The following is a 25,301-nucleotide window of genomic DNA, read 5'->3' as shown; positions in this document are numbered from 1 at the left end:
TATATGAAAGCAATCCTTATTTTTTTCTTTTATTTCCTTTCTCTCACAACTATTGCCGGCTTTGCTGCATTTTTAATGTATCACCGGATTGATGGGTGGGGTTGGTTGATTTTCATTGATATATTACTCGCCTTGACGAATGTAAAAGTTAAGAATTAATACCACGAAGGATAAATAATGCTACAAAACTTCGCCCTCGCCGCACTGGGTATGTTTGTTTTCACCCGGCAAACCGTGCCTTTTCAGAGTTTAGATCGTCAATCCTCTTGGCGACATCCGACTAATTCTGTGGTGGGGCAAATGCCGAAAACCCAATTCACGGGCAAGGATTCGGAAACCGTTACCATCAGCGGCAGACTTGCCCCCGAAATTACGGGCGGCACAATCAGCCTTGCGATGTTGGAATTAATGGCGGAAAACGGTGCAGCCTTTCCCTTAATTGACGGGGCAACCTTTATGCCGATGGGATTTTTTGTCATCGAATCCATACAACAAACCCGTAGCGAGCTTTTCGGCGATGGCACACCACGTGCCATTGATTTTACGCTGAATTTAAAACGCACCGATGATCCCTTGTTGATTGAACTGGCACAAAATGTAATGAGTAGTTTTTAATGTTTAATTTCGACACCAATCACCGCACGCCGAAGTTTTCCGTGTTTGTTATTACTCAAGACAAACAGAAAAACGACATCACCCAAACCGTGGCAGATCGCTTAATGAGTATGACGATTGAGGACAATCGGGGCTTTGAAGCGGATATGTTGGATTTGCAACTTTCCGACCACGACGGCAAACTCGCCCTACCGCCACGCAATGCCACAATCCAAGTGGCAATAGGTTGGCAGGGCGAACCCTTAATTGACAAAGGAAAATATTCAGTGGACGAAGTGCAGTTTAGCGGTAGCCCCGATAGTCTCACTATTCGTGCGAGAGCGGCAGATTTAAAGGGCAGTTTGAGCGAGCAAAAAGAGCGGTCATTTCACCAAATAAAATTAGGGGCATTGATTGAACAAATAGCCAAAGAAAACAAATTGGAAAGCCTGTGTGCGAAAGAATATGCCGAACAAACTCTCCCCCACATCGACCAAACCAACGAAAGCGACATCAATTTACTGACCCGCCTTGCAGAAGACTACGGCGCAATGGCAACGGTGAAAAATGGCGTGCTATTGTTTATGCCATTGGGGCAAGGCAAAACTGCAAGCGGAAAACCGATACCCACCGTGCAAATCACCAAACAAGAGGGCGATAGTTATAGCTTCAGCATTGCAGAAAGTGATAATTACAAAGCCGTGCGTGCTTATTGGCACAATACCAACACCGGAAAACGGGGCGAAATTACCGTGGATGCCAACACGCAAATTGTGAAAAAACAGCGAATGACGAAAGGCAGAACGCTAAAAAACGGCACAGTAAAAGACAGACGGCTAACAAAGAAAAAATATAACACCGTAGAACAACGGGCACCAATAACCAGCGACAGCAACCAAATTAAAACCCTACGCCATACCTACGCCACCGAAGCCAGTGCAATCAATGCGGCAAAATCCGCCTTTAATAGACTCAAACGTGGGGTCGCCACCTTTAGCATTACCCTAGCCTACGGCATACCGGATTTAATGCCGGAAACCCCAGTGCAACTATCCGGCTTCAAAAAAGAGATTGATGGTTCGGATTGGTTGATCACTAAGGTCACGCATAATCTTTCGGACGGGGGGTATAGTTGTCAGGTGGAGTGTGAGTTGAAGATTGAAACGGCAGAGGGGAATGTGAGAAAAGGAGAGAAATAAAATTGAGAACTTCCTCACAAATTTATAAATTCACAATAATAAAAGATTGCATTTCAGGCAAAAAAAGTTATTATTACTCGTAACAAAGCACAAAGAATAATAGGGGCGGCTACTTTGTGTGATTCCGCCCAGTGGGGAAATTGCATGATTGTGCGAGGACACTCAACGGACAGGCTGAAAGGTCTGTCATTTTTTTTCTTCCGGAAGTGGGTATTTTAACCTTGTTTCCATTGTTTTTACCATTCTCGGTCCTTTGGTCGAATCATAAAAATACCAAATATTGAACTTCTTCTCTGTGTCCAACGTATCATAAGCTAACTTATCCCAGCCAATATGTTCAGCAATTAAAGCAGAAATTGCCTGTTTCCGCTCCGAAGATGAATCCTTTTGATAGCCGCTTAATACCGCACCTAATAATAAATCACAAAGCTGTACACCATGGCAATGTTTAGAATTTACTTCATTTAACTTCAAAATGGCATTTGGAATCGCCGTTTTTTGGCGAATAATATTATTTGCAATAATATGCATTGCTTCATCTGCTTTACGATAGCTAAAAGGTAAATCATCAACAGATAAAATAAAACGACGCTCTCTATCCTTAAACAAAGATGTTGCTATTTTATTACACACTAACAGATTAAAATGTTTCTGCTTAGCAGTTTCATAATTACCTTTATGGAAAGATTTATTTACCACTGCAAGTTGTACAACAATACAATTAAAGAAGAGATAATTTGATTGAAAAAAGAAACGAATCAAGTCATCATAAAATTCCGCATAACGTTTAGAATTTGCCGACTGCCATTTTATTTCATCTGTACAAAAATGTTTTTGGCGTAGTGCGGTTATTTCTTTCTCAAATCGAATTAAGTTATTTTCCTTAACCCACAATGCACCGAAAGCATAGAATGGCTTTCCGCTTATACCTGATTCATCACAAAATAAATGCCAAGTGTGATTCATAAACCTAATATAACTCTAAAAAATCCGCTAAAATAAAACTTAATCTTCTTTTTTTAGCTGCAAAGATAACTCTTGCATATACTCAAAAGCTCTACTTCTAATATCCTCATAAACGTGAAGTGGATATTCTCTCCGAATCCTACGAGTTCTATCTAAAATCATATCTTGAATTCTACTTATATATTGTTCTCTACTAGCTGAGTTCTGGGTTGCCAATTGAAATTCTTTTGTTATCATAAAAAGTAATTCTTGCTTAATTTTCTCAACACTTAACAACCCTATATTATTATGATTATATGTTGTAATTGCATTTTGGATATGAGCCACCGCTCCTTGCAGCTCTTTTAATTGATCCATTACAAATTCTACTGATGATTGCTTAATTTCAGTTAATTGTGTTCGATAATCTATTTTGGCTTTAGAAAATAACGGGTCAGTACTCACTGAACCATCATTAATATATGCCTCATGGATTTTCAATACTGTTGTTCTGAGTTGTTGCTGAAATTCAATCGCTTTAACATAAGCTAATTTACAAGGATAGGGAATATAGCGAATGGAACTAACATCAAAGGGAGGTTTTGTACCTTCTTCTTGAATCACAATGCAAGGTTTTCTAAATGCTATTCTTAATCCAAGTTCAAAAAAAACATTCGGGTTATGTAAGGTCATATCACAAATAACCACATCACTTTCAAATAAATTTTGAATAATGGTTGCTTGAATAATATCAGCATCTTGAACTTCACTAACTAATTTTACTTCAAAACTATGATTAGTATCATTAGATAGAGCTTGTTCTATTAGGAAATGAACATCCTCCCAATGTTGTTCAGAATGATCCTCGTCCATCTTTGAAATGGGACGAACAATTCCAATTTTTATTGGCTCTAAGGGATCTTTTTGGGGTTGGTTAGCTTTTTTTGACATACATTCCTTTCTCTTCAAAAATAAAATAAGAGATAAATATTATTACATTCACTTTTAATCATTACCCACAAAGACTTTCACAAGGCACACCATCGCGATCACGGTCGAGTTTTTTCATACCGCATTGGCGCAAATGAAACTTCGCATCTTCGCAATTATCCATATCTTTACAAGTACGTTTGCCATCATCACAGCTATATTGCTCACTATCCGCTTTCTTCCCCTTGGCAAGCACAGGGGAAGAAATGAGAAAAAGTGCGGTTAGAATGAGAGGGAGTTTTTTCATTTTATTATTCCTTAGAAGTTATATTAATTATTACATTAGAATTATTACCAATAGATATATTAGGTGATATATAGTTATTGTTATTACTTATTTCTGAATTAATAGCTTGAATTTGCTGATTTTGACTTCCTGATACTTCATTATGAATTAGAGGTTCAGATGATATAATTGAATATATAATTTTAAATAGGTAAAGAGCTATCTGATATTGAAATATAATCTTCTCAAATTCATTTGAACTAGCTTCATTATCCTCAAAAGATTTTTCTAACTTTCTATATTCATATGTTTCTTTAGATTTCTTAATTATCTCTACAGGTACTTTCTCAATTTCCTGCTTTAATTTTATTGTCGCTTCTTCGATTTCATTCTTTATTCTTTTTTGCTCATTGATAGACAAATAACTAGCTAGCTTATTTAATTTACTTTTAGTCTCAATAAATTCAAGTTTTTTTAAAAAATCACGAGTTTCAGGAGAGAAAACGGAATTTAATGATTTTTCTATATTTAAAATACTAGTAGGGAAATTTTTAGCGAATTGATTAAATTTTTTTAATTCTTTCGGTGTTGCATGTTCTATAGTATCCAGTATTTTTTGAAGGTTTTTAGGCAACCCAATGTGATCAAACATAAATACAACCTCTACTTTTGAATAAGATTTTGCCCAACTTGGGCAATATGGTGAGAATTATTACCAATAGTTTGTTGTAGTGATGTATTGCTTGATTGCTCCATCGAATTAAAAACTTGTAGCTTCTGTGAAAAATCTAATTGCTTAAAGCGTTTTAAGAGCTCTATTTCCATTTCGTTTAATGGTATTTGATTTTTTTCATCAATCCCATATACAAGCCAATCAAGCCCACAATCAGTACGCCAAACAGTCTCCAAAAGTTTATCTAATGGAATAACACCTTTTGCTTTCCAGCCCGAAATAGTCTTATCACTGATATTCAAATGAATTGATAGTTCTTTATTTGTTTCTGCATGAAAAATTTGTCTCATTCTGTTAATGATTTTCTCTGCATCAAACTTTACGTTATATCTAGGCATAAAATCTCCAATTTAAAGAAAAAAGATATTGCAATTCTTTAAAACAAAGATATAATCTTCAAAAAAGAGATTAAATCATCATTTAAAAGATGAAAACATCATCATTTTATCAACTATATAAGGGGAGATCTATATGGCAAAAAGTGATCTATCTCACGATTTGGGAAAAAATCTGAAAAAAGAGAACGTCCACGTGAAATTTAAAACCGATGAACTGGCACGCCTAGACCAAGAACGGGCGAGATTTGGGGATTTATCCCGTTCCGCCATGGTGCGATTGCTAGTGTTAAGGGCGTGGGAAAATGGGCGTGAAACACAGGCAAACAATTTATGAAAGTTTGAAAGGTTTTTTTGAGTATGAAAGGTAAACAAACACGGAATGCTATGGCTACTCCCCTATCAATCAACGATGAATATTTGAAGTTATTGAATCAGTCAATTTACGGGCTATTGACACGATATCTTGGTGTACCGAAGGATTTAGTTTATCCGCCGTTGGCTGAAGATGAGCCAATAGGCGTTGCTCATTTATCAAGCGATATTTTTTTGCAACTTGAAAAAATTCAGCTATGGGCTTCTGATAGAGCTGCTTATTTGAATTCTCTAGCAACGCTAGACAAAACGATAAAAGAACGAGCCTTGTGGGATTTACCTCCCTGTCCTCTTTTTCTTGTTGAGCTCTATCAGCTTCTTCAGCAAGTAAACGGGCTTGCGCCGGGTGATATTGGTCGATCATACGTTCCTGCCCTATTAGTTGGTGTGGCGAGTATGTTGGGTAATTTGCTGCAAAGTTCTATGTATTTAATTGCATTACATAGCCGAGCAACCAATCAAACCAAGCACCCTATGCCAACAGATGCGGAAATTTGGCAAAGCATAAAAGATGTGGTTACGCAGATCTCAATGCCTTAATTACTTAGAATAGTTTTGGCTAAAGTATAACAAAGTAAACAAAAACAACAAGGGAAAGAAAATGGCAAAAACAGAAAAAAAACGTGAGCTGAAAACGGAAGTGATCGCATTTCGGGTGACAGCGAGCTTTAAAGCCAAGCTACAAGCCTTGGCGGAATCCGATAAACGTGAGTTGCACGATTTTATTCGGTTGAAATTGGAAGAATGTATTAATTAATCAAGCGAATTAAGAACGGACATAGATTGGCAAACCATTTATGAAAGTTTGAAAAAGGTTTTTGAAGAGAAGTTTAAAGCGATTTCAACCAATGAATAATGCGCTCTACTTCATTTTTTATGCAATGACGTTCTTTGTAAGTAAACCACACAAACAGTAAGGCGTTAAACCAACAAAGTTGACGTTGATTAAAGGTGTAATTAAACAAGGTGAAGGTGGGATCATCACTTAATAAGATGATATTTAGCCCCATAATCGCCCCGAAAATAGCCCAGTTAAGGAGAAATATGAAAAATCGTAAAGACCGTTTAAACATGGCGTACCTCGCAACGTTGTTTTCTATTATTGCGTTAGTGTTGGTGCAGGTGATTTTAGCATAAAAGGAAGGTGTGTATGACAAGCAATGAAATCAATGTGGCGATTAATGTCCCGCCCTATATGACGGTGGAAGCCTATTGTGCTTTGAGTGGGGAAAACCAACGCACTGTTGAGGGCAGAATTTCAAATGGCGATATTCGTTATCCAATTATGCCAAAGAAAAGTCAAAAAGAAAAAACGTTGATTAATACGGCATTGATGATGGTGCGTGCGGTGAAACAGGAATATTAGAAGAAAATCAAATAAATAGGGCTAGGGTGTGTAAATGAATGTAGATCATAAATGTACGAACTGCGGAGGCAATAGTATTCGCGTTCGTACTTCAGAAAAAATCGGGATGTTGCTGGTGAATGTGCTTGGCATTTGCAACAACTGCGGAGCAGAGTTGTCAATCAGTAGCCAAATCATCAGGGTGCGAACCCCAACCTATAACGAGCGTCCGGAAGCGTTGAAGGTGAATAAGCCGTTAAAGCAGATTGATGAACGCCAGTTAGAAATCGCCACCGATTAATCTTTAAATTTCTTGTTTATTTTAAGGCTTGTCGTTTGATAAAAATCAATCGACAGGATTTTTGCAACCAAAATTTAGGAGTTGAACAACAAATGAGCAAAAAATACACCTACGACAACCGCACTTTACGCCCTCGTGAACGGGTGAATGTATGGCAGTTAAATAAAACCGTGAAAGCGTTGGAGAAGAAAGTGCAGATATTGGAACGCCACGTGGCGCATCAAGTCGGCTTAAATGCACAGCAGGTTTTATTAAATGAATCTTATCACGACCGAATTGCGGAATTGGAAACAGCAAAGTGGAATAGCCCTTTGAAACGTTGTTTTAAAAAGTGGTTTGGTTTTGTAACGGGGAAATAACCCAAGGGGGTTGTGGTGTACGTTTTAGAAAATGAAAGTGCGGCGGAAAAATTCTGCCGAGAACGGCAAATAGATGTGCCGAATATCACCAATTTTGATGATTCATTGTGTTACTTAAAAGAGGAAAGCCGTTTCCGAGTGGAACGTAGCTTTGACCGTTTGCCACAAGGCTTACGGGAATTTCTACTGAAAGTTGCTAATGTGGATTTAAGTGATATTAAAAGCCGTCACTGCACAGGTTTCAAACTACATCACTACAACAACCAAGGGCAACGCAAAATCGCCCTTGCCTTTCGCAAAGTACGGTTACTTTCCAACGCATTTCCGGAAAGCATTACCGAGCGTGAATTTTCACAAATCGACCCAAATCGAAATCGATATGCCGACACCGTGGAGGAATAGATGGCAACCGTGATTTTTAGCCGTGGCGCACTGCTTTTTGCAACATGGGATTTATACAAGAAGTTGGACGAATTACAGCAGAAACTCTTTGCTTATTACCATCACGTGAACAAGGGTGATGATGAATTGGCGATGGCTGCTTTCAATGAATATTTGGAGATGGGCGATCAGATCATAGAAGCACGAAAAGCATTATTACAAAAACACGCCGAGTGGGCGAGGTGGCAAGCGGAAAGAAGGAACAAACAGGTGAGGAGGAAAAATGCTTGATGTGATTGTGGGATTGGTTGTGGCAGTGATTGGCTTAATGCTTTTGGCTGCCGTGTTAACGGTGGCGTTGAATTGGCTTGCGGATTGGATTGAAAAATTACTTTAGGGGGAAAGATGGAACAGATGTGTTTTGAATTGGATTGTGGCGCAACCTTGCAAATTATGTCGATTGGTGAGCGTTATCAAACTATTGAGGTGATAGACGATAAGTCGGCTCGCAAAGTCGGCAAATTGCATAACACGATTTGGGGCGCATTGGATGAGGTGCGCAAGTTTGAATTGACGGCTTATGAGCGAAACACCTTAGAAGAAATTCGGGATTCTTTGGCTTCAACCAATGCCAAGATTACCGAATATTTTGAATTGCATAGTGAGTATTTAGCGGCACTTTAATAACAGGAGGAAAAAATGAGAGGCAAATTAACGGATGAAATTAAACAAAAATCCAATGAACTATTAGGCTATGAGATTACACAGCAAGAATTACGATTAATGCCTTATGTGAATTATTGCCTATTAAATAGAAAAAATATTTCAAGGGATCATATCAAACGAGAGGAGTTAGATATTCTAACTGACTGGGAGGAAAAGGGATATATCAAATCACCTATTTCCGAATTAGCAGTAAAAAAAGAGTTCTTTTTCGCAATGAACGCGCTCATTTTTCTTGGTTATGTCGCTAATGTCGGCAGCGTGATCGAAGAATAGGATTTGAATGATGAGCTGGGTGGTAGAACGTGATCTGAACCTTGCCAAGCGTGAGCAGGCAATGGCAGAGGCTCGGGCGGTGATGATGGAAAGTGCGGTGAAAACTAACCGCACTTTTGACCGTGAGCGTGCAACAAGTGCGCAAATGGAATTATTTGCCGTTGCGCCACACCAGTTCGATTATGTTGAAAAACTGCTTTCGGCACTCCCACGTAAACGCCAACGTGAGCATTTTCGCCACGTATGGTTGCGTGCCTTTAATGGGGTGAAAGATGACGGTTCAATCGCTTTTCGTTTCGGCAATAAACAAGCGGCTTATGCAAACCATTATTTGCGTGAGATTTTGACCAAACGATTGAAAGCCGTTTTTCAACATTATCAGATTAGCCTTGATTGGCTGGCTGAACGTGATGTGCATTCCCGTGCCATCGCCCTTTCAAAAGGCAAACAGACTTCAACCCTTCCCTTTTATTTATTGAGAGAAAGCCAATTAAAAGATTTGGCGTTCAAGCTCGCCAATATTTTTGCCCGTTTGCAATCGGATTTTTTAGACGAGCAGGCGGAACGCAAGGCAAAAGGAGAAATATCAATAGATGATTTTGGGGAATTAGCACGTGATATGTATCGCTTATGCGGTGAGGTGTGTGCCGATATTGGGTTTCCGTTGAAGAATTGGAAGGCATTTCTTGAGAAAGCCTATTTAGATCCTGCCAAGATTGATACGGATTTGCAGAAATCTATCTGTGAGAGATATTGGAAACGCCAGTTAGAAACGGCGCAAAAACGCTTGAAAGAACACGTGGAAATCGGTTGCGGTGCGGTTTCTGCCAAAGTCAGCCCCTATGTTTCGCAAAATGCGTTGAGAGAATATCGCGAAAAACGTGCCGAGAATATGGACTATCTCGAACAAATGATGCTTGAAAATCTTGATGATGAAAGCGAGCAAATGCCATTGATTGAGATGTGGAAACGTACTGTCAGCAATCCTGCCATTCAATTTAATGAAATGATGAATTGCTTACGTGGCATTGATGAGTGGGGAACTGAATATAACTATGCGTCCGTATTCTTTACTATGACTGCCCCTTCTTCTTTTCACGCCACCCATAACAACGGCACAAATAACAAAAAATGGAAAGGTGCAAGCCCTCGGGACACACAGAGATATTTAAACAAAGTGTGGGCGCAGTTGCGTGCGCAATTTGCCAAACGTGATATTGGCTTTTTTGGCTATCGTGGCGTTGAACCGCATCACGATGGCACGCCCCATTGGCATATGTTGGTTTATGTCAAACCGGAACAAAAAGACGAGATGATCACGCTGTTTAAGAAAAAAGCCTTGGAATTGGACGGTGATGAATTTGGTGCGAAAAAACATCGCTGTAAGGTGGATGAAATTGACCCTGAAAAAGGGTCTGCGATTGGCTATATCGCGAAATATATCGCCAAGAATATTTATGCCGGCAAGCAAGCAAACGAGAAATCAGACGAGGTGGAAGATTTAACCTTGCGTGAAAACGTGCTGCGTGTGAAAGCGTGGGCGAGCCTTTGGGGTATTCGTCAGTTCCAATTTTACGGCACGCCGCCGATTTCGGTGTGGCGTGAATTACGCAAAATTGATAATGCGATGGCAGCCACTGCCGATGATGACACACTCGACACCGGGCGTGCCGTGGCAGATGTGGGTTGTTTTGGCAGTTATTTGGATGTGCAAGGTGGCGCAATGGTGAAACGTTGCGACCAACCGATTTGCATTGAGTATCAGGAAACCGAGCCGAATAAATACGGTGAAACGAGAAATAAAATTGTGGGGGTGAAAAACAGATTTAATTTAAAAACCATTATTACCAAAGTTAAAAATTGGGTGATTAAAAGAGGCAGTGTGGGATCCACATCTGCCGATTCGGAGACCACCGAAACAAACAAGGCACGAAGTGCCGCTTGGACTTGGACTTGTGTCAGTAACTGTAACCGCTCAAAAATCGAACAACAGGTAAATCAATTGATGTTGCCTATCGGTTTTCCGTTAAAACCACGCCAAATTGATATGTTAATCAAATATGGGCGGTTGCGGCTTAATGACTATCGGTGGATTTGTTGTGAAAACGACAATGTTTATCTTGAAGAAGTGAAAATTCCTTTGGCTCAAGCCTTTGGTTGGGGTGAGAGTTTGGGGGATTTTAGGAGGAAATAATGAAACCATTTAATTTAGAAAAAGCCTTGGCAGGTGAGGCTGTCGTATTACGCGATGGTACAGTTGCGTATGTGAAATATTGTTTATTTAATGAACACCTAGGCAGTTGTAAATATCCATTACGTGGTTACACGGTAGATGATGATCACAAGTTTATTGAGGATATTAGCTGGACACCCAGTGGGTTATATTTTGCGGACGAGGATAAATTCGAGGGTGAGGGGAACAACGACAGCGATTTTGATATTGTAGGAATGTGGGAAGAACCACGCCGTAAAGTTCGTATTGGCGATAGAGAAGTCAATGCACCTGTTAGTGTTGAAGAGGCAGATTTACCTACTAACACTATGTATTGGTTTATAAAAAGCGATGGTACAGTTCTTCAGGATAACAATTGGACTAGTACACATAAACAGTTTTTCGATGTTGGACGCGTGTTTGCTTCAAAAGAAGACGCACAAGCCTTTATTGATGCTATGAAAGCCTTGGTAAAGGAGTAAAAATGATCAATGGAAATATCGAAAAAAAATGACCGCACTTTAACCATTCGAGAGGTCGCTGACCTCTTGAATTTAAGTTATAACACGGTTTTTGCCCATCGTTTGAAATGGGGCTTTTTTCAAATGGAAGGTTCTCGAGTTTGGCGGGTTTTTCGCGAAGATCTTGACCATTGCCGGAAAAGAAAAAATAATGTCATCCGATTGGTTGGATTGACAGACACAAAAAACGGAGGAAAAGATAGATGTCAATCATCAAGAGAGGCAATGTATATTGGCTCGACATTACAACACCAAGTGGCGAACGAATTAGACGAAGCACTGGGACTGAAATAAAGAAAAAGGCACAGGAGCTGCACGATAAAATCAAGGCGGAACTGTGGGATATGGCAAAACTCAATAAAAAGCCGCCTAAGATGTTTGAAGAGGCATTGTTACTTTTCGTGGAAGATACGAAACTTAAACGGGATTTCGATACTAATCGGCGGCATGCGATTTATTGGCGGTCCGTATTCGGGGGTTGGCGATTGTGTGATATTACCGGTGAGGATATTGTAAACAATTTGCCAACCTATTCTGTGAAACATAAAAAAGCCTTGTCGCCATCAACTAAAAATCGCTATCGCACTTCGATTCTAAGGGTGCTTTCGCTGGCGTATAAAAACGGTTGGATTGATCGTGTTCCTTATGTGAAGAAATATGTTGAACCTAAGGTGCGTGTACGTTGGATTACTAAAGCACAAGCCGTCACATTAATTGCGAATTTGAACTTGGCTTGGATGAAACACGTTTGTTCTTTTGCATTGTTCACCGGTGCAAGAATGACGGAAATTTTATCTATGACGTGGGATAAGGTGGATTTTGAACGCAGCATTGCGATTGTTTCAAATGATGTTGCAAAATCGGGTAAAGCCCGTGCATTGCCATTGAATAAGACGGCATTAGATTTGTTGCAAAAATTATACAAAACACGCCGTAGTGAATTTGTTTTTCATCGTGGTACAGACAAGCAAATCGGGCGTATTGATTGGCACGATTTTCATCAAGCCTTAGAGAAAAGCAATATTAGCAATTTCCGGTTTCACGATTTACGCCACACTTGGGCGAGCTGGCACGTTCAAGCCGGTACGCCGCTTTATACGTTAAAAGAAATGGGTGGTTGGGAAACGCTAGAAATGGTAAAAAAATATGCGCACTTAAACGCTGATTATATGCTTGAATTTGCCAACAATGTCACATTTACGACACAGTCGGAAGACGATTTTTCAAATGAGAATTTTTATAATGCCGTAAACTATTGAAAATAAAGGCTTAAAATGGCAGGGGCGGAGAGGCTCGAACTCCCAACACCCGGTTTTGGAGACCGGTGCTCTACCAATTGAACTACGCCCCTATTGGTATGGAAAGATTGGCGGAATGGACGGGACTCGAACCCGCGACCCCCTGCGTGACAGGCAGGTATTCTAACCAGCTGAACTACCACTCCGCTTAATTTGATAATTGGCAGTGTCTTACTCTCACATGGGGAAACCCCACACTACCATCAGCGTTACAACATTTCACTTCTGAGTTCGGTATGGAATCAGGTGGGCCTGTTGCACTATATCTGCCAAAAAATTCTTATTTCTTTAATCCACTCAAATTTACAAATGAACTAAAGAAATAAAAACCCGGCGGTGCCCTACTCTCACATGGGGAAACCCCACACTACCATCGGCATTACGGCTTTTCACTTCTGAGTTCGGTATGGGGTCAGGTGGAACCTCCGCACTATCGCCGCCGGGATAATCCTTCGATAACTGCTTCTTTCTCTTTAAACAATTGGTCACAAGCCGAAAAATCTTCTCCAAAATCTCTCTTATCTTTCTCATTCAGTCAGTTCGCTACAAAAACACTTGAGCGTTGTATAGTTAAGCCTCTCGGGCAATTAGTATGGGTTAGCTCAATATCTCACAATACTTACACACCCCACCTATCTACGTCTTAGTCTTAAACAACCCTTACTCTCTTATAGAGTGGGAGAACTCATCTTAAGGCAAGTTTCGTGCTTAGATGCTTTCAGCACTTATCTCTTCCGCACTTAGCTACTCGGCAATGCATCTGGCGATACAACCGAAACACCAGTGGTGCGTCCACTCCGGTCCTCTCGTACTAGGAGCAGCCCCTCTCAATTCTCCTACGCCCACGGCAGATAGGGACCGAACTGTCTCACGACGTTCTAAACCCAGCTCGCGTACCACTTTAAATGGCGAACAGCCATACCCTTGGGACCTACTTCAGCCCCAGGATGTGATGAGCCGACATCGAGGTGCCAAACACCGCCGTCGATATGAACTCTTGGGCGGTATCAGCCTGTTATCCCCGGAGTACCTTTTATCCGTTGAGCGATGGCCCTTCCATGCAGAACCACCGGATCACTATGACCTACTTTCGTACCTGCTCGACTTGTCCGTCTCGCAGTTAAGCTTGCTTATACCATTGCACTAACCTGACGATGTCCGACCGTCATTAGCAAACCTTCGTGCTCCTCCGTTACTCTTTGGGAGGAGACCGCCCCAGTCAAACTACCCACCAGACACTGTCCGAGTACCCGTTACAGGCACTTCGTTAGAACATCAAACGTTAAAGGGTGGTATTTCAAGGATGGCTCCACGATAACTGGCGTTACCGCTTCAAAGCCTCCCACCTATCCTACACATCAAAATTCAAGGTTCAGTGTCAAGCTATAGTAAAGGTTCACGGGGTCTTTCCGTCTAGCCGCGGGTACACCGCATCTTCACGGCGATTTCAATTTCACTGAGTCTCGGGTGGAGACAGCCTGGCCATCATTATGCCATTCGTGCAGGTCGGAACTTACCCGACAAGGAATTTCGCTACCTTAGGACCGTTATAGTTACGGCCGCCGTTTACTGGGGCTTCGATCAGGTGCTTCTCAAATGATTACACCATCAATTAACCTTCCAGCACCGGGCAGGCATCACACCCTATACGTCCACTTTCGTGTTTGCAGAGTGCTGTGTTTTTAATAAACAGTTGCAGCCAGCTGGTATCTTCGACCGGTTCACCCTTCGTGAGTTAATCACTACAAGCTACGCCGGCGCACCTTCTCCCGAAGTTACGGTGCTATTTTGCCTAGTTCCTTCACCCGAGTTCTCTCAAGCGCCTGAGTATTCTCTACCTGACCACCTGTGTCGGTTTTCAGTACGGTTTAGTAAAGCCTGAAGCTTAGTGGCTTTTCCTGGAAGTGTGGTATCGGCAACTTCTTGTCCGTAGACAATCGTCATCAGCTCTCGGTGTTTAAAGAAGACCGGATTTGCCTAATCTTCCCACCTACCACCTTAAACAAGGATTTCCAACACCTTGCTTGCCTAACCTGCTCCGTCCCCACATCGCAGCTTTACCAAGTACGGGAATATTAACCCGTTTCCCATCGACTACGCTTTTCAGCCTCGCCTTAGGGGCCGACTCACCCTGCCCCGATTAACGTTGGACAGGAAACCTTGGTCTTCCGGCGAACGGGTTTTTCACCCGTTTTATCGTTACTTATGTCAGCATTCGCACTTGTGATACGTCCAGCAAACCTCTCGATTCACCTTCATCCGCTTACACAACGCTCCCCTACCCAACAGAATTAATCCTGATGCCGCAGCTTCGGTGCTATATTTGAGCCCCGTTACATCTTCCGCGCAGGCCGACTCGACTAGTGAGCTATTACGCTTTCTTTAAATGATGGCTGCTTCTAAGCCAACATCCTAGCTGTCTAAGCCTTCCCACTTCGTTTCCCACTTAATATAAACTTTGGGACCTTAGCTGGCGGTCTGGGTTGTTTCCCTCTCCACGACGGACGTTAGCACCCGCCGTGTGTCTCCTGAGTATCACTCTTCGGTATTCGTAGTTTGCATCGGGTTGGTAAGCCGGGATGGCCCCCTAGCCGAAACAGTGCTCTACCCCCGAAGGTGTCCGCTCAAGGCTCTACCTAAATAGATTTCGGGGAGAACCAGCTATCTCCCGGTTTGATTGGCCTTTCACCCCCAGCCACAAGTCATCCGCTAATTTTTCAACATTAGTCGGTTCGGTCCTCCAGTTAGTGTTACCCAACCTTCAACCTGCCCATGGCTAGATCACCGGGTTTCGGGTCTATACCTTGCAACTAAAACGCCCAGTTAAGACTCGGTTTCCCTTCGGCTCCCCTATGCGGTTAACCTCGCTACAAAATATAAGTCGCTGACCCATTATACAAAAGGTACGCAGTCACCCTTTCAGGCTCCCACTGCTTGTACGTACAAGGTTTCAGGTTCTATTTCACTCCCCTCGCCGGGGTTCTTTTCGCCTTTCCTTCACAGTACTGGTTCACTATCGGTCAATCAGGAGTATTTAGCCTTGGAGGATGGTCCCCCCTTCTTCAGACAGGATATCACGTGTCCCGCCCTACTTATTGTCAGCCTAGTACCACAATGCACCATTCGAATACGGGACTATCACCCTGTTTCGTTCAACTTCCCAGTCGATTCTTCTTAATACACTGCTATCACTGACGGCTACTCCGCTTTCGCTCGCCGCTACTCACGGAATCTCGGTTGATTTCTTTTCCTCGGGGTACTTAGATGTTTCAGTTCTCCCGGTTTGCCTTGCTTAACTATGGATTCATTAAGCAATAGTAGATTCTTCATCTACTGGGTTTCCCCATTCGGATATCTCGGGTTAAACGCTTCTTATCAACTCACCCAAGCTTTTCGCAGATTTGCACGTCCTTCTTCGCCTCTGATTGCCAAGGCATCCACCTTGTACGCTTAGTCACTTAACTATACAACCTCAAGTGTTTTCAATACCAAACACTTTAGCTGTTATTTAATCTAACTAAACACTCGATTGCTTTTGCTCAATCAAGATTTTTATTACTCAGACTTTCTTCTATCCGCTTTCGCAGACTTAAAAAAATCTCTCAGTTTTCAGCTTGTTTCCAATTTGTTAAAGAACAATAAGATTTCCAATTAAAGTTATCTTTAATTGGCGTCCCCACGGGGATTCGAACCCCGGTTACCGCCGTGAAAGGGCGATGTCCTAGGCCTCTAGACGATGGGGACATCAATTAAAGATACTCTACGCTTCAATCCTTTCTCTCTTCTCTACAATCTATCAGCCAATCTGTGTGAACACTTGTTATCGCTCGTCTCTAACTAAGGAGGTGATCCAACCGCAGGTTCCCCTACGGTTACCTTGTTACGACTTCACCCCAGTCATGAATCATACCGTGGTAAACGCCCCCCTCGCGGTTAAGCTATCTACTTCTGGTACAACCCACTCCCATGGTGTGACGGGCGGTGTGTACAAGGCCCGGGAACGTATTCACCGCAACATTCTGATTTGCGATTACTAGCGATTCCGACTTCATGGAGTCGAGTTGCAGACTCCAATCCGGACTTAGACGTACTTTCTGAGATTCGCTCCACATCGCTGCTTCGCTTCCCTCTGTATACGCCATTGTAGCACGTGTGTAGCCCTACTCGTAAGGGCCATGATGACTTGACGTCATCCCCACCTTCCTCCGGTTTATCACCGGCAGTCTCCTTTGAGTTCCCGTCCAAAACGCTGGCAACAAAGGATAAGGGTTGCGCTCGTTGCGGGACTTAACCCAACATTTCACAACACGAGCTGACGACAGCCATGCAGCACCTGTCTCTCAGTTCCCTAAGGCACTCCAATATCTCTATCGGATTCTGAGGATGTCAAGAGTAGGTAAGGTTCTTCGCGTTGCATCGAATTAAACCACATGCTCCACCGCTTGTGCGGGCCCCCGTCAATTCATTTGAGTTTTAACCTTGCGGCCGTACTCCCCAGGCGGTCGATTTATCACGTTAGCTACGGGCGCCAGAGTTAAACCCCAACCCCCAAATCGACAGCGTTTACAGCGTGGACTACCAGGGTATCTAATCCTGTTTGCTCCCCACGCTTTCGCACATGAGCGTCAGTACATCCCCAAGGGGCTGCCTTCGCCTTCGGTATTCCTCCACATCTCTACGCATTTCACCGCTACACGTGGAATTCTACCCCTCCCTAAAGTACTCTAGCTACCCAGTATGAAATGCAATTCCCAGGTTAAGCCCGGGGATTTCACACCTCACTTAAATAGCCGCCTGCGTGCCCTTTACGCCCAGTTATTCCGATTAACGCTCGCACCCCCCGTATTACCGCGGCTGCTGGCACGGAGTTAGCCGGTGCTTCTTCTGTGAATAACGTCAATTAATAAGGGTATTAACCTCATTACCTTCCTCATCACCGAAAGAACTTTACAACCCGAAGGCCTTCTTCATTCACGCGGCATGGCTGCGTCAGGGTTCCCCCCATTGCGCAATATTCCCCACTGCTGCCTCCCGTAGGAGTCCGGGCCGTGTCTCAGTCCCGGTGTGGCTGGCCATCCTCTCAGACCAGCTAGAGATCGACGGCTTGGTAGGCCTTTACCCCACCAACTACCTAATCCCACTTGGGCTCATCCCATGGCAAGAGCTTTACGCCCCCTTTTATCTCCCGATATTATGCGGTATTAGCTACCGTTTCCAGTAGTTATCCCCCTCCATAGGCCAGATTCCCAAGCATTACTCACCCGTCCGCCACTCTCTCGAAAAAAAGCAAGCTCTCTTCCGATACCGTTCGACTTGCATGTGTTAAGCCTGCCGCCAGCGTTCAATCTGAGCCATGATCAAACTCTTCAATTCAAAAGTTCAATCGCTCAATAAATACTGACTAAAAATTATTTACCTTTAAAAGTAAAGTAAAAATGAATCTCAAGTTAAGCACTTATTAAGACTTCAAAATTAAAATTTATTTTAAACAAGTCAATCAACAAGTGCCCACACAGATTGTCTGATACATTGTTAAAGAGCAATCCGCCAACCTTAAGCCGAACACTCAACTCAAAATAAGGCGAAAACAAAACGACGCACTGCAATTTTAAACATTTCACAACAGTGCGTCGTTGTGTGGTGCGCATTATAGGGATTTTACAATCCTTTGCAACATTTTTTTGTAAAAATTTATTTGAAAGATTAAATTTTACTCATCATCAATCTTTCGATACATTCTAAACCCAGCTTCATGCAAGGCCTTATTTAATTTTTTCAATAAAATTTCCTTTTGCGCTTTAGTTAGCTGCTCACTATTTTTGTTTAATAGTGCACAAGATAATTTCCAGTAAGTCTGTAATGTTGCCGGAATACCTAGTTTCCTTAGTCTAACAATTGCATTCTCAGCCCCAACGGCTCGAAGAGTCTTAACATCGTGAATCCCTACCTTCTTTAACATTCTTTCATGCTTTATAGAAAGGTTAGGAAGATCCTTTAAACGGTTCGCCTTTAGTAATTCAAGCTCATTTTTTCTATCCTGAATCTGTTTAATAGAGATCATTAACAACTTACGTAACAAGGTCTTATCGCCGAGTATATCACTAGAAAGCCAATAATAATCGGACAGAACAAATTTGGCATCTACCTCATTTTTTGTAAATGGTATACATCCCATATTTATCAATTGCTCAGCCAGCTTATCTTTAGCTTGAAGATAAACTTTTCCATTCAACCACAAACCGAACATAAGTTCCTGTTTATAGAATAATCCATAACCGGTAAAAAGGTGTCTTGATGAAACATTCCCAATCAATCCATTAACTAAATTATAAGTTTCGGTAAGGTGTTCATCTTTAATATTTAAGTATGACATAGATACCTCCTTTCTAATAAAATTCAATGAACAAGACAAATAAAATGTCGATTTATCTTATATCATCAATAATTTCCTTGTGAAACTATTTCCTTTTAATTTTGTGAAATAGATCGCAAAAATGAAATTTTTATCACGTAAAACAACCAGATAATACGAAATTAGACTATCTATTCAAAAACTTATTTGATTCTACAAATACTGCTAGTAATTTATACATTATCAGAAAAAACTCTTTATCAAGTTCAATTATCGACAAAGAATAAAATGGATAATATTTCACCAGCATTATTAATACTGAAGGTTAGGGTGGGCATTTTGAAAATAAGATTGGTTTTAATGCAAGCATTATCGTTCATCGTATCTTATTAGAAATAAGCCGTATTAAGTGAAAACGCTACTATAAACTTTTTATCAGGGACCACTATTAATGGTAATTTAAATTTCAAAACAAAAAGTGCGGTTAAAATTAACCGCACTTTTTACTATCTTTTTGATTTTACAAGTTTTTCCGTCAGCTCGTAAGCTCGAAGTTTTGCTAACTCTTTGGAGAGTTTTGCTACAAGCAAATGATGATCTGCATCTACTGCGTGAGACACTATATTTTCTTCAGCTTTACGTTTTGCTTCACGAATACGATCCGCATCCAACTCGCTACCACGAATTGCTACATCGGCAAGCACGGTGACAACTTTCGGTTGTACTTCCAAAAAACCGCCTGACACATAGACTACATCTTCATTACCATCCTCAAGGGTGAATTTTACAATCCCTGGTTTGATTGCCGTCATCAAAGGAATATGATTAGGTAAAATACCCAATTCTCCTTCCACACCAGTTGCTTGAAGTTGCTTAACTTCACCTTCAAAGATTTTTCGCTCTGCACTGACTATTATTAGGTTAAATGTCGCCATTTCTGTTCTCCTTCAAATGACTTGAAGCGATTACATATTTTTGGCTTTTTCTAGCACTTCTTCGATAGAACCAACCATATAGAACGCTTGTTCAGGAATATGATCGTACTCACCGTCTAAGATACCTTTGAAACCACGGATAGTGTCTTTTAATGATACGTATTTACCCGGTGAACCCGTAAAGACTTCAGCAACGAAGAACGGCTGTGATAGGAAACGTTCGATTTTACGTGCGCGTGCCACCACTAATTTATCTTCTTCGGATAATTCATCCATACCAAGAATTGCGATAATATCTTTTAATTCTTTATAACGTTGCAAAATACCTTGTACGCCACGCGCTACATCATAATGTTCTTGACCAACAACTAACGGGTCTAATTGACGTGATGTAGAATCTAACGGATCAACGGCCGGATAAATACCTAAGGACGCAATTTGGCGACTTAATACGACGGTTGAATCCAAGTGAGCAAAGGTCGTTGCTGGAGATGGGTCGGTTAAGTCATCTGCCGGTACATAAACCGCTTGTACAGAGGTAATAGAACCGGTTTTGGTTGAAGTAATACGTTCTTGCAATACCCCCATTTCTTCGGCAAGTGTAGGTTGATAACCTACAGCAGACGGCATACGCCCCAACAATGCTGACACTTCTGTACCGGCAAGTGTGTAACGATAAATATTATCTACAAAGAATAATACATCACGACCTTCATCACGGAATTTTTCCGCCATTGTTAAACCTGTTAATGCAACACGTAAACGGTTACCCGGTGGCTCATTCATTTGACCGTAAACCAGCGATACTTTATCTAAAACGTTAGATTCCGTCATTTCATGATAAAAGTCGTTACCTTCACGAGTACGTTCACCAACACCTGCAAACACGGAATAACCTGAGTGTTCAATCGCAATATTACGGATTAATTCCATCATATTTACGGTTTTACCTACACCCGCACCACCAAACAGACCTACTTTACCACCTTTTGCGAATGGACAAATCAAGTCAATAACTTTGATACCGGTTTCTAATAATTCCGTACTATTTGATTGTTCTTCATAACTTGGTGCAGCACGGTGGATAGACCAATTTTCTTCCGCACCAATTTCACCACGTTCATCAATAGGCTCACCCAATACATTCATAATACGACCTAGGGTTTTAGTCCCTACCGGTACTTGAATTGGGTTCCCTGTATTTTCTACTTTTAAACCACGTTTTAAGCCATCAGATGTACCTAGTGCGATACAACGAACAATACCGCCACCTAATTGTTGCTGAACTTCAAGGGTTAAACCGGATTCAACTTTTAATGCATCATAAACTTTTGGTACTGCATCTTGTGGGAATTCAACGTCAATCACCGCACCGATGATTTGTACAATTTTTCCTGCTGCCATTACCGTTCCTCTATTCCTTAAATCGCTGCCGCACCGGCTACGATTTCATTTAATTCATTTGTAATACTTGCTTGACGGGCTTTGTTATAAACTAATTGCAAATCATTAATTAAATTACCTGCATTATCAGTTGCCGCTTTCATAGCTACCATACGGGCAGCTTGCTCGGAAGCAAGGTTATCCACCACAGATTGATATACTTGAGATTCCAAATAACGAGTAAGCAAGCTATCTAATAAAGCCTTTGGCTCCGGCTCGTAAAGGTAATCCCAAGTACTTTGTCTTTGCTCTAAATTATCGGTTTCTAATGCTGGTAATGGAACTAATTGTTGATAAACCGGTGATTGTGACATCGTATTTACAAATTTATTGTAAGCAATGTAAATCGCATCCACTTCACCGTTTTTATAGATATCAAACATTCCATTTGCTACCCCAATTAGCTCTTCCATTGTCGGATTATCACCCAAACCGGAAAGTTGTGCGCGAATCGGTAATCCTAATGAACGGAAAAAATTAATACCTTTTGAACCAATTAAGCCCAATTCTACGGTAATACCTTTATCCTTCCATTGTTTGATTTCCGTCATTACGGTTTTGAATAAGTTAATGTTCAAACCACCGCACATTCCACGGTCAGTCGAAACCAACAAGATCCCAACTTTTTTAATCTCTCGCTGAATTAAAAACGGATGCTTATAACCGACACTTGCTTTAGATACGTGGCTGATAACATTTCGTATTGTCTCAGAATACGGACGAGAAGCTGCCATGCGATCTTGCGTTTTGCGCATTTTCGATGTAGCCACCATTTCCATTGCCTTAGTAATTTTTTGTGTACTTTGCACACTAGCAATTTTGGTTTTTATCTCTTTTGCACCTGCCATCTTTTTTCTCCGTTACGTTACCACGCACTATTGGCTTTAAAATTATCCAAAATCGTTTTTAATGTATTTTTAATATCATCATTATAGTTACCGGTTTTGGTTAATTCTGCCATAAAATCGCCATGGTTACGGTGAGCGTAATCTAAAAGTGCGGTCTCAAAATTTGCAATTTTTTGTAGTTCCACATCTTCTAAATAACCAAATTCAACCGCAAAAAGCAACACGGATTGTTCTGCCACACTAAGCGGGGCATATTGTTTTTGTTTCAACAATTCGGTTACTTTTTCACCGTGAGTAAGCTGTTTACGAGTTGCATCATCAAGATCAGAAGCAAATTGTGCAAAAGCTGCCAATTCACGATATTGCGCCAACGCAGTACGAATACCACCGGCTAATTTTTTCACCACTTTAGTTTGAGCTGCACCACCTACACGTGAAACGGAAATCCCCGGATTCACCGCAGGACGAATCCCTGAGTTGAAAAGGTTAGACTCTAAGAAAATCTGACCGTCGGTAATAGAAATTACGTTAGTTGGTACGAACGCAGATACGTCCCCGGCTTGTGTTTCAATGATTGGAAGTGCGGTTAAAGAACCTGTTTTTCCTTTAACTTCGCCTTTAGTAAATTTTTCTACATACTCTTCATTTACACGCGCAGCTCGTTCAAGCAAACGTGAGTGTAAGTAGAAAACATCACCCGGATAGGCTTCACGACCAGGTGGACGGCGTAATAATAATGAAATTTGACGATAAGCAACTGCTTGTTTTGATAAATCATCGTAAACGATTAAGGCATCCTCACCACGATCGCGGAAGTATTCTCCCATAGCACAACCTGCATAAGGTGCAAGGTATTGCAACGCTGCAGACTCAGATGCAGATGCTGCAACAATAATAGTATTTGCTAAGGCACCGTGTTCTTCTAATTTACGCACAACGTTTGCAATTGTTGATGCTTTTTGACCAATTGCCACGTAAATACATTTAATACCTGAATCACGTTGGTTGATGATGGCATCAATCGCTAATGCCGTTTTACCGGTTTGACGGTCACCGATGATTAATTCACGTTGGCCACGACCAATCGGCACCATTGAATCCACTGCTTTGTAGCCAGTTTGGACAGGCTGATCAACAGATTTACGATCTATAACGCCCGGTGCAATCACTTCTACCGGTGAGAAACCGTCATTTTCAACTTCACCTTTCCCATCGATCGGTTGACCGAGCGTATTAACTACGCGACCTAATAAACCACGCCCTACCGGCACTTCAAGAATACGCCCGGTACATTGGACTTCCATACCTTCGGCTAAATCTGCGTAAGGTCCCATTACAACCGCTCCGACAGAGTCGCGCTCAAGGTTAAGGGCCATTGCATAGCGATTTCCCGGTAATGCAATCATTTCACCTTGCATTACATCACTCAAGCCATGAACACGAATAATGCCATCACTTACGGAAACAATAGTTCCCGTATTTCGAGCCTCACTCACTACATCAAATTGAGCAATGCGTTTTTTAATCAATTCACTAATTTCAGTTGAATTTAGTTGCATTTTCTATTCCTCTTTTATTGCAACTCATTTGCGAGACGGGAAAGCTGCCCGCGGCTGCTACCATCAATCACAAAATCTTCGGTACGAATAATCACGCCGGCAATTAACGAATTATCCACGTTGCAATTAACTTTCACTTTGCGATCTAATCTTTTTTCCATTGCCGCTGCAATCTTTTCAATTTGAGTTGCATTTAATGGTTGTGCTGAAATAACACTCACTTCCGCAATAGCTTGATGCTCTTCCACATATCGGGTAAATTCGGTAAATACCATAGGAATTGCACTCAAACGCTTATTTTCAGCCATTAACCGAATAAGATTTTGCCCATATTGATTTAGCTGTTCACCACAAATTGAAATAACAGTATCCGCAATTTTTTGCGCAGAGAACGAACTTGTTAAAAATTCCTTCATTTCTGCATTTTCAACAAGTGCGGTCAAAAAACCCAGCATTTCCGCCCATTTTTCTATCGCACTTTTGTCATTCGCAGATTGTTCTATCGCAAAATCAAATGCAGCTTTAGCATAAGGGCGAGCTATTGTAGTTAATTCTGACATAAGCCAAAGCCTCTTATAGTTCTGCAACTAATTTATCTATAATGTCATTGTTTGCCGCTTCATCAATAGTGCGACCCACAATTTTCTCAGCACCGGCAATCGCCAAAGAAGCTACTTTAAGGCGTAACTCTTCTTGAACACGTTTACGCTCCGCTTCAACTTCCGCATAACCCTGTTCAATAATTTTAGCTTTAAGTTCCTCTGCTTCGGCTTTTACTTCGTCAAGTACTTCATTACGTCGCTTGTTTGCTGCATCCAAAATCTCTTGAGCCTGAACTTTTGCTTTTGAAATTTCTTCTTCTGCAAGCATCTTGGTATCTGCTTGTTCTTTTTTCGCAGCTTCCGCTGATGCTAAGGCATTAGCAATCTGGCTTTGACGTGTTTCAATTGCTTTAATAATCGGCGGCCATACGAATTTCATACAGAACCAAACGAACAGTGCGAATGAAATAAGTTGACCAATTAATGTTGCATTTAAATTCACAACGTCCTCCTTAAAATGCTTTTTTTACGTTAATAAGCAAATAAGGGATTATTGTAATAAACCGATAAATGGATTAGCAAAGATGAATAGTAAGGAAATACCAACCGCAATCATCGCAATCGCATCTAAAAGACCTGCCACAATAAACATTTTAGTTTGCAAACTTGATGCAAGCTCAGGTTGACGCGCTGAAGATTCTAGAAATTTGCCGCCTAAGATAGCAAAACCAATTGCAGTACCTAATGCAGCAAATGCAAGAAGAATCGATGCCCCGATGATTGTAGCTGTAATTACAGTTTCCATAATG

General features: G+C 41.4%; 31 protein-coding genes, 3 tRNA genes and 4 rRNA genes. 17 read left to right on the top strand and 21 right to left on the bottom strand.

Features of this window, described 5'->3' with window-relative positions; genetic code table 11:
* Positions 1-3 precede the first annotated feature (3 nt).
* From HEMROJRC1_RS05245 to HEMROJRC1_RS05235, 3 genes are read left to right on the top strand one after another with little or no spacing between them, the layout of a single operon-like run.
* Entirely contained in the window at positions 4-159 is a 156-nt protein-coding gene (locus HEMROJRC1_RS05245) for a hypothetical protein (RefSeq protein WP_226691948.1), read from the top strand.
* 18 nt (positions 160-177) lie between these two features.
* Positions 178-615, top strand: a complete 438-nt coding sequence (locus HEMROJRC1_RS05240; protein WP_226691947.1) for a phage tail protein — start codon at positions 178-180, stop codon at positions 613-615.
* A complete protein-coding gene (locus tag HEMROJRC1_RS05235; protein ID WP_226691946.1) occupies positions 615-1,793 on the top strand; it encodes a phage late control D family protein in 1,179 nt (392 codons plus the stop codon). Before HEMROJRC1_RS05240 ends, HEMROJRC1_RS05235 begins: the two co-directional genes overlap by 1 nt.
* A 186-nt stretch (positions 1,794-1,979) precedes the next feature.
* Here the strand turns inward: HEMROJRC1_RS05235 and HEMROJRC1_RS05230 are convergent, their stop codons facing one another.
* The 5 genes from HEMROJRC1_RS05230 to HEMROJRC1_RS05210 all read right to left on the bottom strand — a co-directional run bounded on the left by HEMROJRC1_RS05230 (position 1,980) and on the right by HEMROJRC1_RS05210 (position 5,025).
* Entirely contained in the window at positions 1,980-2,759 is a 780-nt protein-coding gene (locus HEMROJRC1_RS05230) for a DUF3800 domain-containing protein (RefSeq protein ID WP_226691945.1), read from the bottom strand.
* A gap of 39 nt (positions 2,760-2,798) precedes the next feature.
* Positions 2,799-3,689: a nucleotide-binding protein gene (locus HEMROJRC1_RS05225; protein WP_226691944.1), complete on the bottom strand. Its 891-nt coding sequence runs from the start codon at positions 3,687-3,689 to the stop codon at positions 2,799-2,801.
* 61 nt (positions 3,690-3,750) lie between these two features.
* Positions 3,751-3,975 (bottom strand): excalibur calcium-binding domain-containing protein, encoded by a 225-nt coding sequence (locus HEMROJRC1_RS05220; RefSeq protein WP_226691943.1) that lies wholly within the window; start codon positions 3,973-3,975, stop codon positions 3,751-3,753.
* Positions 3,976-3,979: 4 nt separating this feature from the next.
* Positions 3,980-4,606, bottom strand: coding sequence for a hypothetical protein (locus HEMROJRC1_RS05215; protein ID WP_226691942.1), 627 nt, complete (start codon positions 4,604-4,606; stop codon positions 3,980-3,982).
* Between the two features lie 11 nt (positions 4,607-4,617).
* The gene (locus HEMROJRC1_RS05210; RefSeq protein WP_226691941.1) at positions 4,618-5,025 is read right to left on the bottom strand and encodes a helix-turn-helix domain-containing protein; all 408 of its coding nucleotides are present in this window, start codon (positions 5,023-5,025) and stop codon (positions 4,618-4,620) included.
* A gap of 133 nt (positions 5,026-5,158) precedes the next feature.
* On the opposite strand from HEMROJRC1_RS05210, the gene HEMROJRC1_RS05205 reads away from it, so the two are divergent.
* The 3 genes from HEMROJRC1_RS05205 to HEMROJRC1_RS05195 all read left to right on the top strand — a co-directional run bounded on the left by HEMROJRC1_RS05205 (position 5,159) and on the right by HEMROJRC1_RS05195 (position 6,154).
* A complete protein-coding gene (locus HEMROJRC1_RS05205) occupies positions 5,159-5,359 on the top strand; it encodes a hypothetical protein (RefSeq protein ID WP_226691940.1) in 201 nt (66 codons plus the stop codon).
* Positions 5,360-5,409: 50 nt separating this feature from the next.
* Positions 5,410-5,937, top strand: coding sequence for a hypothetical protein (locus tag HEMROJRC1_RS05200; protein ID WP_226691939.1), 528 nt, complete (start codon positions 5,410-5,412; stop codon positions 5,935-5,937).
* Between the two features lie 61 nt (positions 5,938-5,998).
* On the top strand, positions 5,999-6,154 hold the full coding sequence (locus HEMROJRC1_RS05195) for a hypothetical protein (RefSeq protein ID WP_226691938.1): 156 nt from the start codon (positions 5,999-6,001) through the stop codon (positions 6,152-6,154).
* Positions 6,155-6,227: 73 nt separating this feature from the next.
* Here the strand turns inward: HEMROJRC1_RS05195 and HEMROJRC1_RS05190 are convergent, their stop codons facing one another.
* Positions 6,228-6,407: a hypothetical protein gene (locus HEMROJRC1_RS05190; protein WP_226691937.1), complete on the bottom strand. Its 180-nt coding sequence runs from the start codon at positions 6,405-6,407 to the stop codon at positions 6,228-6,230.
* A 140-nt stretch (positions 6,408-6,547) separates the two neighbouring features.
* On the opposite strand from HEMROJRC1_RS05190, the gene HEMROJRC1_RS05185 reads away from it, so the two are divergent.
* The 11 genes from HEMROJRC1_RS05185 (at position 6,548) to HEMROJRC1_RS05135 (ending at position 12,774) form a co-directional block, all read left to right on the top strand.
* The gene (locus HEMROJRC1_RS05185; protein WP_226691936.1) at positions 6,548-6,763 is read left to right on the top strand and encodes a hypothetical protein; all 216 of its coding nucleotides are present in this window, start codon (positions 6,548-6,550) and stop codon (positions 6,761-6,763) included.
* A gap of 34 nt (positions 6,764-6,797) precedes the next feature.
* Positions 6,798-7,043: a hypothetical protein gene (locus HEMROJRC1_RS05180; protein ID WP_226691935.1), complete on the top strand. Its 246-nt coding sequence runs from the start codon at positions 6,798-6,800 to the stop codon at positions 7,041-7,043.
* Positions 7,044-7,135: 92 nt separating this feature from the next.
* Positions 7,136-7,402 carry a hypothetical protein gene (locus tag HEMROJRC1_RS05175; RefSeq protein WP_226691934.1) on the top strand — a complete coding sequence of 89 codons (267 nt, stop codon included), beginning with the start codon at positions 7,136-7,138 and terminating at the stop codon, positions 7,400-7,402.
* A gap of 15 nt (positions 7,403-7,417) precedes the next feature.
* Complete coding sequence (locus tag HEMROJRC1_RS05170) at positions 7,418-7,804, top strand: hypothetical protein (RefSeq protein ID WP_226691933.1); 387 nt, start codon at positions 7,418-7,420, stop codon at positions 7,802-7,804.
* Positions 7,805-8,074 (top strand): hypothetical protein, encoded by a 270-nt coding sequence (locus HEMROJRC1_RS05165; protein WP_226691932.1) that lies wholly within the window; start codon positions 7,805-7,807, stop codon positions 8,072-8,074.
* 114 nt (positions 8,075-8,188) lie between these two features.
* Positions 8,189-8,467 (top strand): hypothetical protein, encoded by a 279-nt coding sequence (locus tag HEMROJRC1_RS05160; RefSeq protein ID WP_226691931.1) that lies wholly within the window; start codon positions 8,189-8,191, stop codon positions 8,465-8,467.
* 15 nt (positions 8,468-8,482) lie between these two features.
* Positions 8,483-8,782 (top strand): hypothetical protein, encoded by a 300-nt coding sequence (locus HEMROJRC1_RS05155; RefSeq protein WP_226691930.1) that lies wholly within the window; start codon positions 8,483-8,485, stop codon positions 8,780-8,782.
* A gap of 7 nt (positions 8,783-8,789) precedes the next feature.
* Positions 8,790-10,976 (top strand): replication endonuclease, encoded by a 2,187-nt coding sequence (locus tag HEMROJRC1_RS05150; RefSeq protein ID WP_226691929.1) that lies wholly within the window; start codon positions 8,790-8,792, stop codon positions 10,974-10,976.
* A complete protein-coding gene (locus HEMROJRC1_RS05145; protein ID WP_226691928.1) occupies positions 10,976-11,476 on the top strand; it encodes a hypothetical protein in 501 nt (166 codons plus the stop codon). The genes HEMROJRC1_RS05150 and HEMROJRC1_RS05145 overlap by 1 nt, the downstream gene beginning before the upstream one ends.
* Positions 11,477-11,485: 9 nt before the next feature.
* A complete protein-coding gene (locus tag HEMROJRC1_RS05140) occupies positions 11,486-11,809 on the top strand; it encodes a helix-turn-helix domain-containing protein (protein ID WP_226691927.1) in 324 nt (107 codons plus the stop codon).
* Positions 11,719-12,774, top strand: a complete 1,056-nt coding sequence (locus HEMROJRC1_RS05135) for a site-specific integrase (protein ID WP_226691926.1) — start codon at positions 11,719-11,721, stop codon at positions 12,772-12,774. The genes HEMROJRC1_RS05140 and HEMROJRC1_RS05135 overlap by 91 nt, the downstream gene beginning before the upstream one ends.
* Positions 12,775-12,790: 16 nt before the next feature.
* Here the strand turns inward: HEMROJRC1_RS05135 and HEMROJRC1_RS05130 are convergent.
* From HEMROJRC1_RS05130 to atpE, 15 genes are all read right to left on the bottom strand, one after another.
* A tRNA-Trp gene (locus HEMROJRC1_RS05130) sits at positions 12,791-12,866 on the bottom strand.
* A gap of 16 nt (positions 12,867-12,882) precedes the next feature.
* A tRNA-Asp gene (locus HEMROJRC1_RS05125) sits at positions 12,883-12,959 on the bottom strand.
* 12 nt (positions 12,960-12,971) lie between these two features.
* A 5S ribosomal RNA gene (gene rrf, locus HEMROJRC1_RS05120) occupies positions 12,972-13,087 on the bottom strand.
* Positions 13,088-13,141: 54 nt separating this feature from the next.
* A 5S ribosomal RNA gene (gene rrf, locus HEMROJRC1_RS05115) occupies positions 13,142-13,257 on the bottom strand.
* Between the two features lie 122 nt (positions 13,258-13,379).
* A 23S ribosomal RNA gene (locus tag HEMROJRC1_RS05110) occupies positions 13,380-16,277 on the bottom strand.
* A gap of 204 nt (positions 16,278-16,481) precedes the next feature.
* A tRNA-Glu gene (locus HEMROJRC1_RS05105) sits at positions 16,482-16,557 on the bottom strand.
* Between the two features lie 94 nt (positions 16,558-16,651).
* A 16S ribosomal RNA gene (locus HEMROJRC1_RS05100) occupies positions 16,652-18,186 on the bottom strand.
* Together the 16S, 23S and 5S rRNA genes with 3 tRNA genes alongside form the textbook arrangement of a ribosomal RNA operon.
* Positions 18,187-18,523: 337 nt before the next feature.
* Positions 18,524-19,186: a TfoX/Sxy family DNA transformation protein gene (locus HEMROJRC1_RS05095; RefSeq protein ID WP_226691925.1), complete on the bottom strand. Its 663-nt coding sequence runs from the start codon at positions 19,184-19,186 to the stop codon at positions 18,524-18,526.
* A gap of 485 nt (positions 19,187-19,671) precedes the next feature.
* Positions 19,672-20,100: a F0F1 ATP synthase subunit epsilon gene (locus tag HEMROJRC1_RS05090; RefSeq protein WP_226691924.1), complete on the bottom strand. Its 429-nt coding sequence runs from the start codon at positions 20,098-20,100 to the stop codon at positions 19,672-19,674.
* A 30-nt stretch (positions 20,101-20,130) separates the two neighbouring features.
* A complete protein-coding gene (gene atpD, locus HEMROJRC1_RS05085; protein WP_226691923.1) occupies positions 20,131-21,504 on the bottom strand; it encodes a F0F1 ATP synthase subunit beta in 1,374 nt (457 codons plus the stop codon).
* 17 nt (positions 21,505-21,521) lie between these two features.
* Positions 21,522-22,391, bottom strand: coding sequence for a F0F1 ATP synthase subunit gamma (gene atpG / locus HEMROJRC1_RS05080; protein WP_226691922.1), 870 nt, complete (start codon positions 22,389-22,391; stop codon positions 21,522-21,524).
* Positions 22,392-22,408: 17 nt separating this feature from the next.
* Positions 22,409-23,950, bottom strand: a complete 1,542-nt coding sequence (gene atpA, locus HEMROJRC1_RS05075) for a F0F1 ATP synthase subunit alpha (RefSeq protein WP_226691921.1) — start codon at positions 23,948-23,950, stop codon at positions 22,409-22,411.
* A 14-nt stretch (positions 23,951-23,964) separates the two neighbouring features.
* Positions 23,965-24,510 (bottom strand): F0F1 ATP synthase subunit delta, encoded by a 546-nt coding sequence (gene atpH / locus HEMROJRC1_RS05070; RefSeq protein ID WP_226691920.1) that lies wholly within the window; start codon positions 24,508-24,510, stop codon positions 23,965-23,967.
* A 13-nt stretch (positions 24,511-24,523) separates the two neighbouring features.
* Positions 24,524-24,994 (bottom strand): F0F1 ATP synthase subunit B, encoded by a 471-nt coding sequence (gene atpF / locus HEMROJRC1_RS05065; protein ID WP_194811144.1) that lies wholly within the window; start codon positions 24,992-24,994, stop codon positions 24,524-24,526.
* Positions 24,995-25,042: 48 nt separating this feature from the next.
* Positions 25,043-25,297 carry a F0F1 ATP synthase subunit C gene (atpE, locus tag HEMROJRC1_RS05060; RefSeq protein ID WP_005539567.1) on the bottom strand — a complete coding sequence of 85 codons (255 nt, stop codon included), beginning with the start codon at positions 25,295-25,297 and terminating at the stop codon, positions 25,043-25,045.
* Positions 25,298-25,301 lie beyond the last annotated feature (4 nt).

It is taken from the genome of Rodentibacter sp. JRC1 (assembly GCF_020521555.1).
Taxonomy (GTDB): Bacteria; Pseudomonadota; Gammaproteobacteria; order Enterobacterales; family Pasteurellaceae; genus Rodentibacter; species Rodentibacter abscessus.
Note: the sequence above shows the minus strand (reverse complement) of the source record. Positions and strands in the feature narration are given on the sequence as shown.

Excerpts from the sequence above, each read along its gene's own strand:
- HEMROJRC1_RS05095 (WP_226691925.1), bottom strand. The coding sequence starts at position 19,186 with ATGTCATACTTAAATATTAAAGATGAACACCTTACCGAAACTTATAAT.
- HEMROJRC1_RS05165 (WP_226691932.1), top strand. The coding sequence starts at position 7,805 with ATGGCAACCGTGATTTTTAGCCGTGGCGCACTGCTTTTTGCAACATGG.
- HEMROJRC1_RS05230 (WP_226691945.1), bottom strand. The coding sequence starts at position 2,759 with ATGAATCACACTTGGCATTTATTTTGTGATGAATCAGGTATAAGCGGA.
- atpG (WP_226691922.1), bottom strand. The coding sequence starts at position 22,391 with ATGGCAGGTGCAAAAGAGATAAAAACCAAAATTGCTAGTGTGCAAAGT.
- atpD (WP_226691923.1), bottom strand. The coding sequence starts at position 21,504 with ATGGCAGCAGGAAAAATTGTACAAATCATCGGTGCGGTGATTGACGTT.
- HEMROJRC1_RS05200 (WP_226691939.1), top strand. The coding sequence starts at position 5,410 with ATGGCTACTCCCCTATCAATCAACGATGAATATTTGAAGTTATTGAAT.
- HEMROJRC1_RS05205 (WP_226691940.1), top strand. The coding sequence starts at position 5,159 with ATGGCAAAAAGTGATCTATCTCACGATTTGGGAAAAAATCTGAAAAAA.
- HEMROJRC1_RS05215 (WP_226691942.1), bottom strand. The coding sequence starts at position 4,606 with ATGTTTGATCACATTGGGTTGCCTAAAAACCTTCAAAAAATACTGGAT.
- atpE (WP_005539567.1), bottom strand. The coding sequence starts at position 25,297 with ATGGAAACTGTAATTACAGCTACAATCATCGGGGCATCGATTCTTCTT.
- HEMROJRC1_RS05210 (WP_226691941.1), bottom strand. The coding sequence starts at position 5,025 with ATGCCTAGATATAACGTAAAGTTTGATGCAGAGAAAATCATTAACAGA.
- HEMROJRC1_RS05090 (WP_226691924.1), bottom strand. The coding sequence starts at position 20,100 with ATGGCGACATTTAACCTAATAATAGTCAGTGCAGAGCGAAAAATCTTT.
- HEMROJRC1_RS05235 (WP_226691946.1), top strand. The coding sequence starts at position 615 with ATGTTTAATTTCGACACCAATCACCGCACGCCGAAGTTTTCCGTGTTT.
- HEMROJRC1_RS05140 (WP_226691927.1), top strand. The coding sequence starts at position 11,486 with ATGGAAATATCGAAAAAAAATGACCGCACTTTAACCATTCGAGAGGTC.
- HEMROJRC1_RS05190 (WP_226691937.1), bottom strand. The coding sequence starts at position 6,407 with ATGGGGCTAAATATCATCTTATTAAGTGATGATCCCACCTTCACCTTG.
- HEMROJRC1_RS05195 (WP_226691938.1), top strand. The coding sequence starts at position 5,999 with ATGGCAAAAACAGAAAAAAAACGTGAGCTGAAAACGGAAGTGATCGCA.
- HEMROJRC1_RS05175 (WP_226691934.1), top strand. The coding sequence starts at position 7,136 with ATGAGCAAAAAATACACCTACGACAACCGCACTTTACGCCCTCGTGAA.
- HEMROJRC1_RS05160 (WP_226691931.1), top strand. The coding sequence starts at position 8,189 with ATGGAACAGATGTGTTTTGAATTGGATTGTGGCGCAACCTTGCAAATT.
- HEMROJRC1_RS05145 (WP_226691928.1), top strand. The coding sequence starts at position 10,976 with ATGAAACCATTTAATTTAGAAAAAGCCTTGGCAGGTGAGGCTGTCGTA.
- HEMROJRC1_RS05150 (WP_226691929.1), top strand. The coding sequence starts at position 8,790 with ATGATGAGCTGGGTGGTAGAACGTGATCTGAACCTTGCCAAGCGTGAG.
- HEMROJRC1_RS05220 (WP_226691943.1), bottom strand. The coding sequence starts at position 3,975 with ATGAAAAAACTCCCTCTCATTCTAACCGCACTTTTTCTCATTTCTTCC.
- HEMROJRC1_RS05245 (WP_226691948.1), top strand. The coding sequence starts at position 4 with ATGAAAGCAATCCTTATTTTTTTCTTTTATTTCCTTTCTCTCACAACT.
- HEMROJRC1_RS05225 (WP_226691944.1), bottom strand. The coding sequence starts at position 3,689 with ATGTCAAAAAAAGCTAACCAACCCCAAAAAGATCCCTTAGAGCCAATA.
- HEMROJRC1_RS05180 (WP_226691935.1), top strand. The coding sequence starts at position 6,798 with ATGAATGTAGATCATAAATGTACGAACTGCGGAGGCAATAGTATTCGC.
- HEMROJRC1_RS05185 (WP_226691936.1), top strand. The coding sequence starts at position 6,548 with ATGACAAGCAATGAAATCAATGTGGCGATTAATGTCCCGCCCTATATG.
- HEMROJRC1_RS05135 (WP_226691926.1), top strand. The coding sequence starts at position 11,719 with ATGTCAATCATCAAGAGAGGCAATGTATATTGGCTCGACATTACAACA.
- atpH (WP_226691920.1), bottom strand. The coding sequence starts at position 24,510 with ATGTCAGAATTAACTACAATAGCTCGCCCTTATGCTAAAGCTGCATTT.
- HEMROJRC1_RS05240 (WP_226691947.1), top strand. The coding sequence starts at position 178 with ATGCTACAAAACTTCGCCCTCGCCGCACTGGGTATGTTTGTTTTCACC.
- HEMROJRC1_RS05155 (WP_226691930.1), top strand. The coding sequence starts at position 8,483 with ATGAGAGGCAAATTAACGGATGAAATTAAACAAAAATCCAATGAACTA.
- atpA (WP_226691921.1), bottom strand. The coding sequence starts at position 23,950 with ATGCAACTAAATTCAACTGAAATTAGTGAATTGATTAAAAAACGCATT.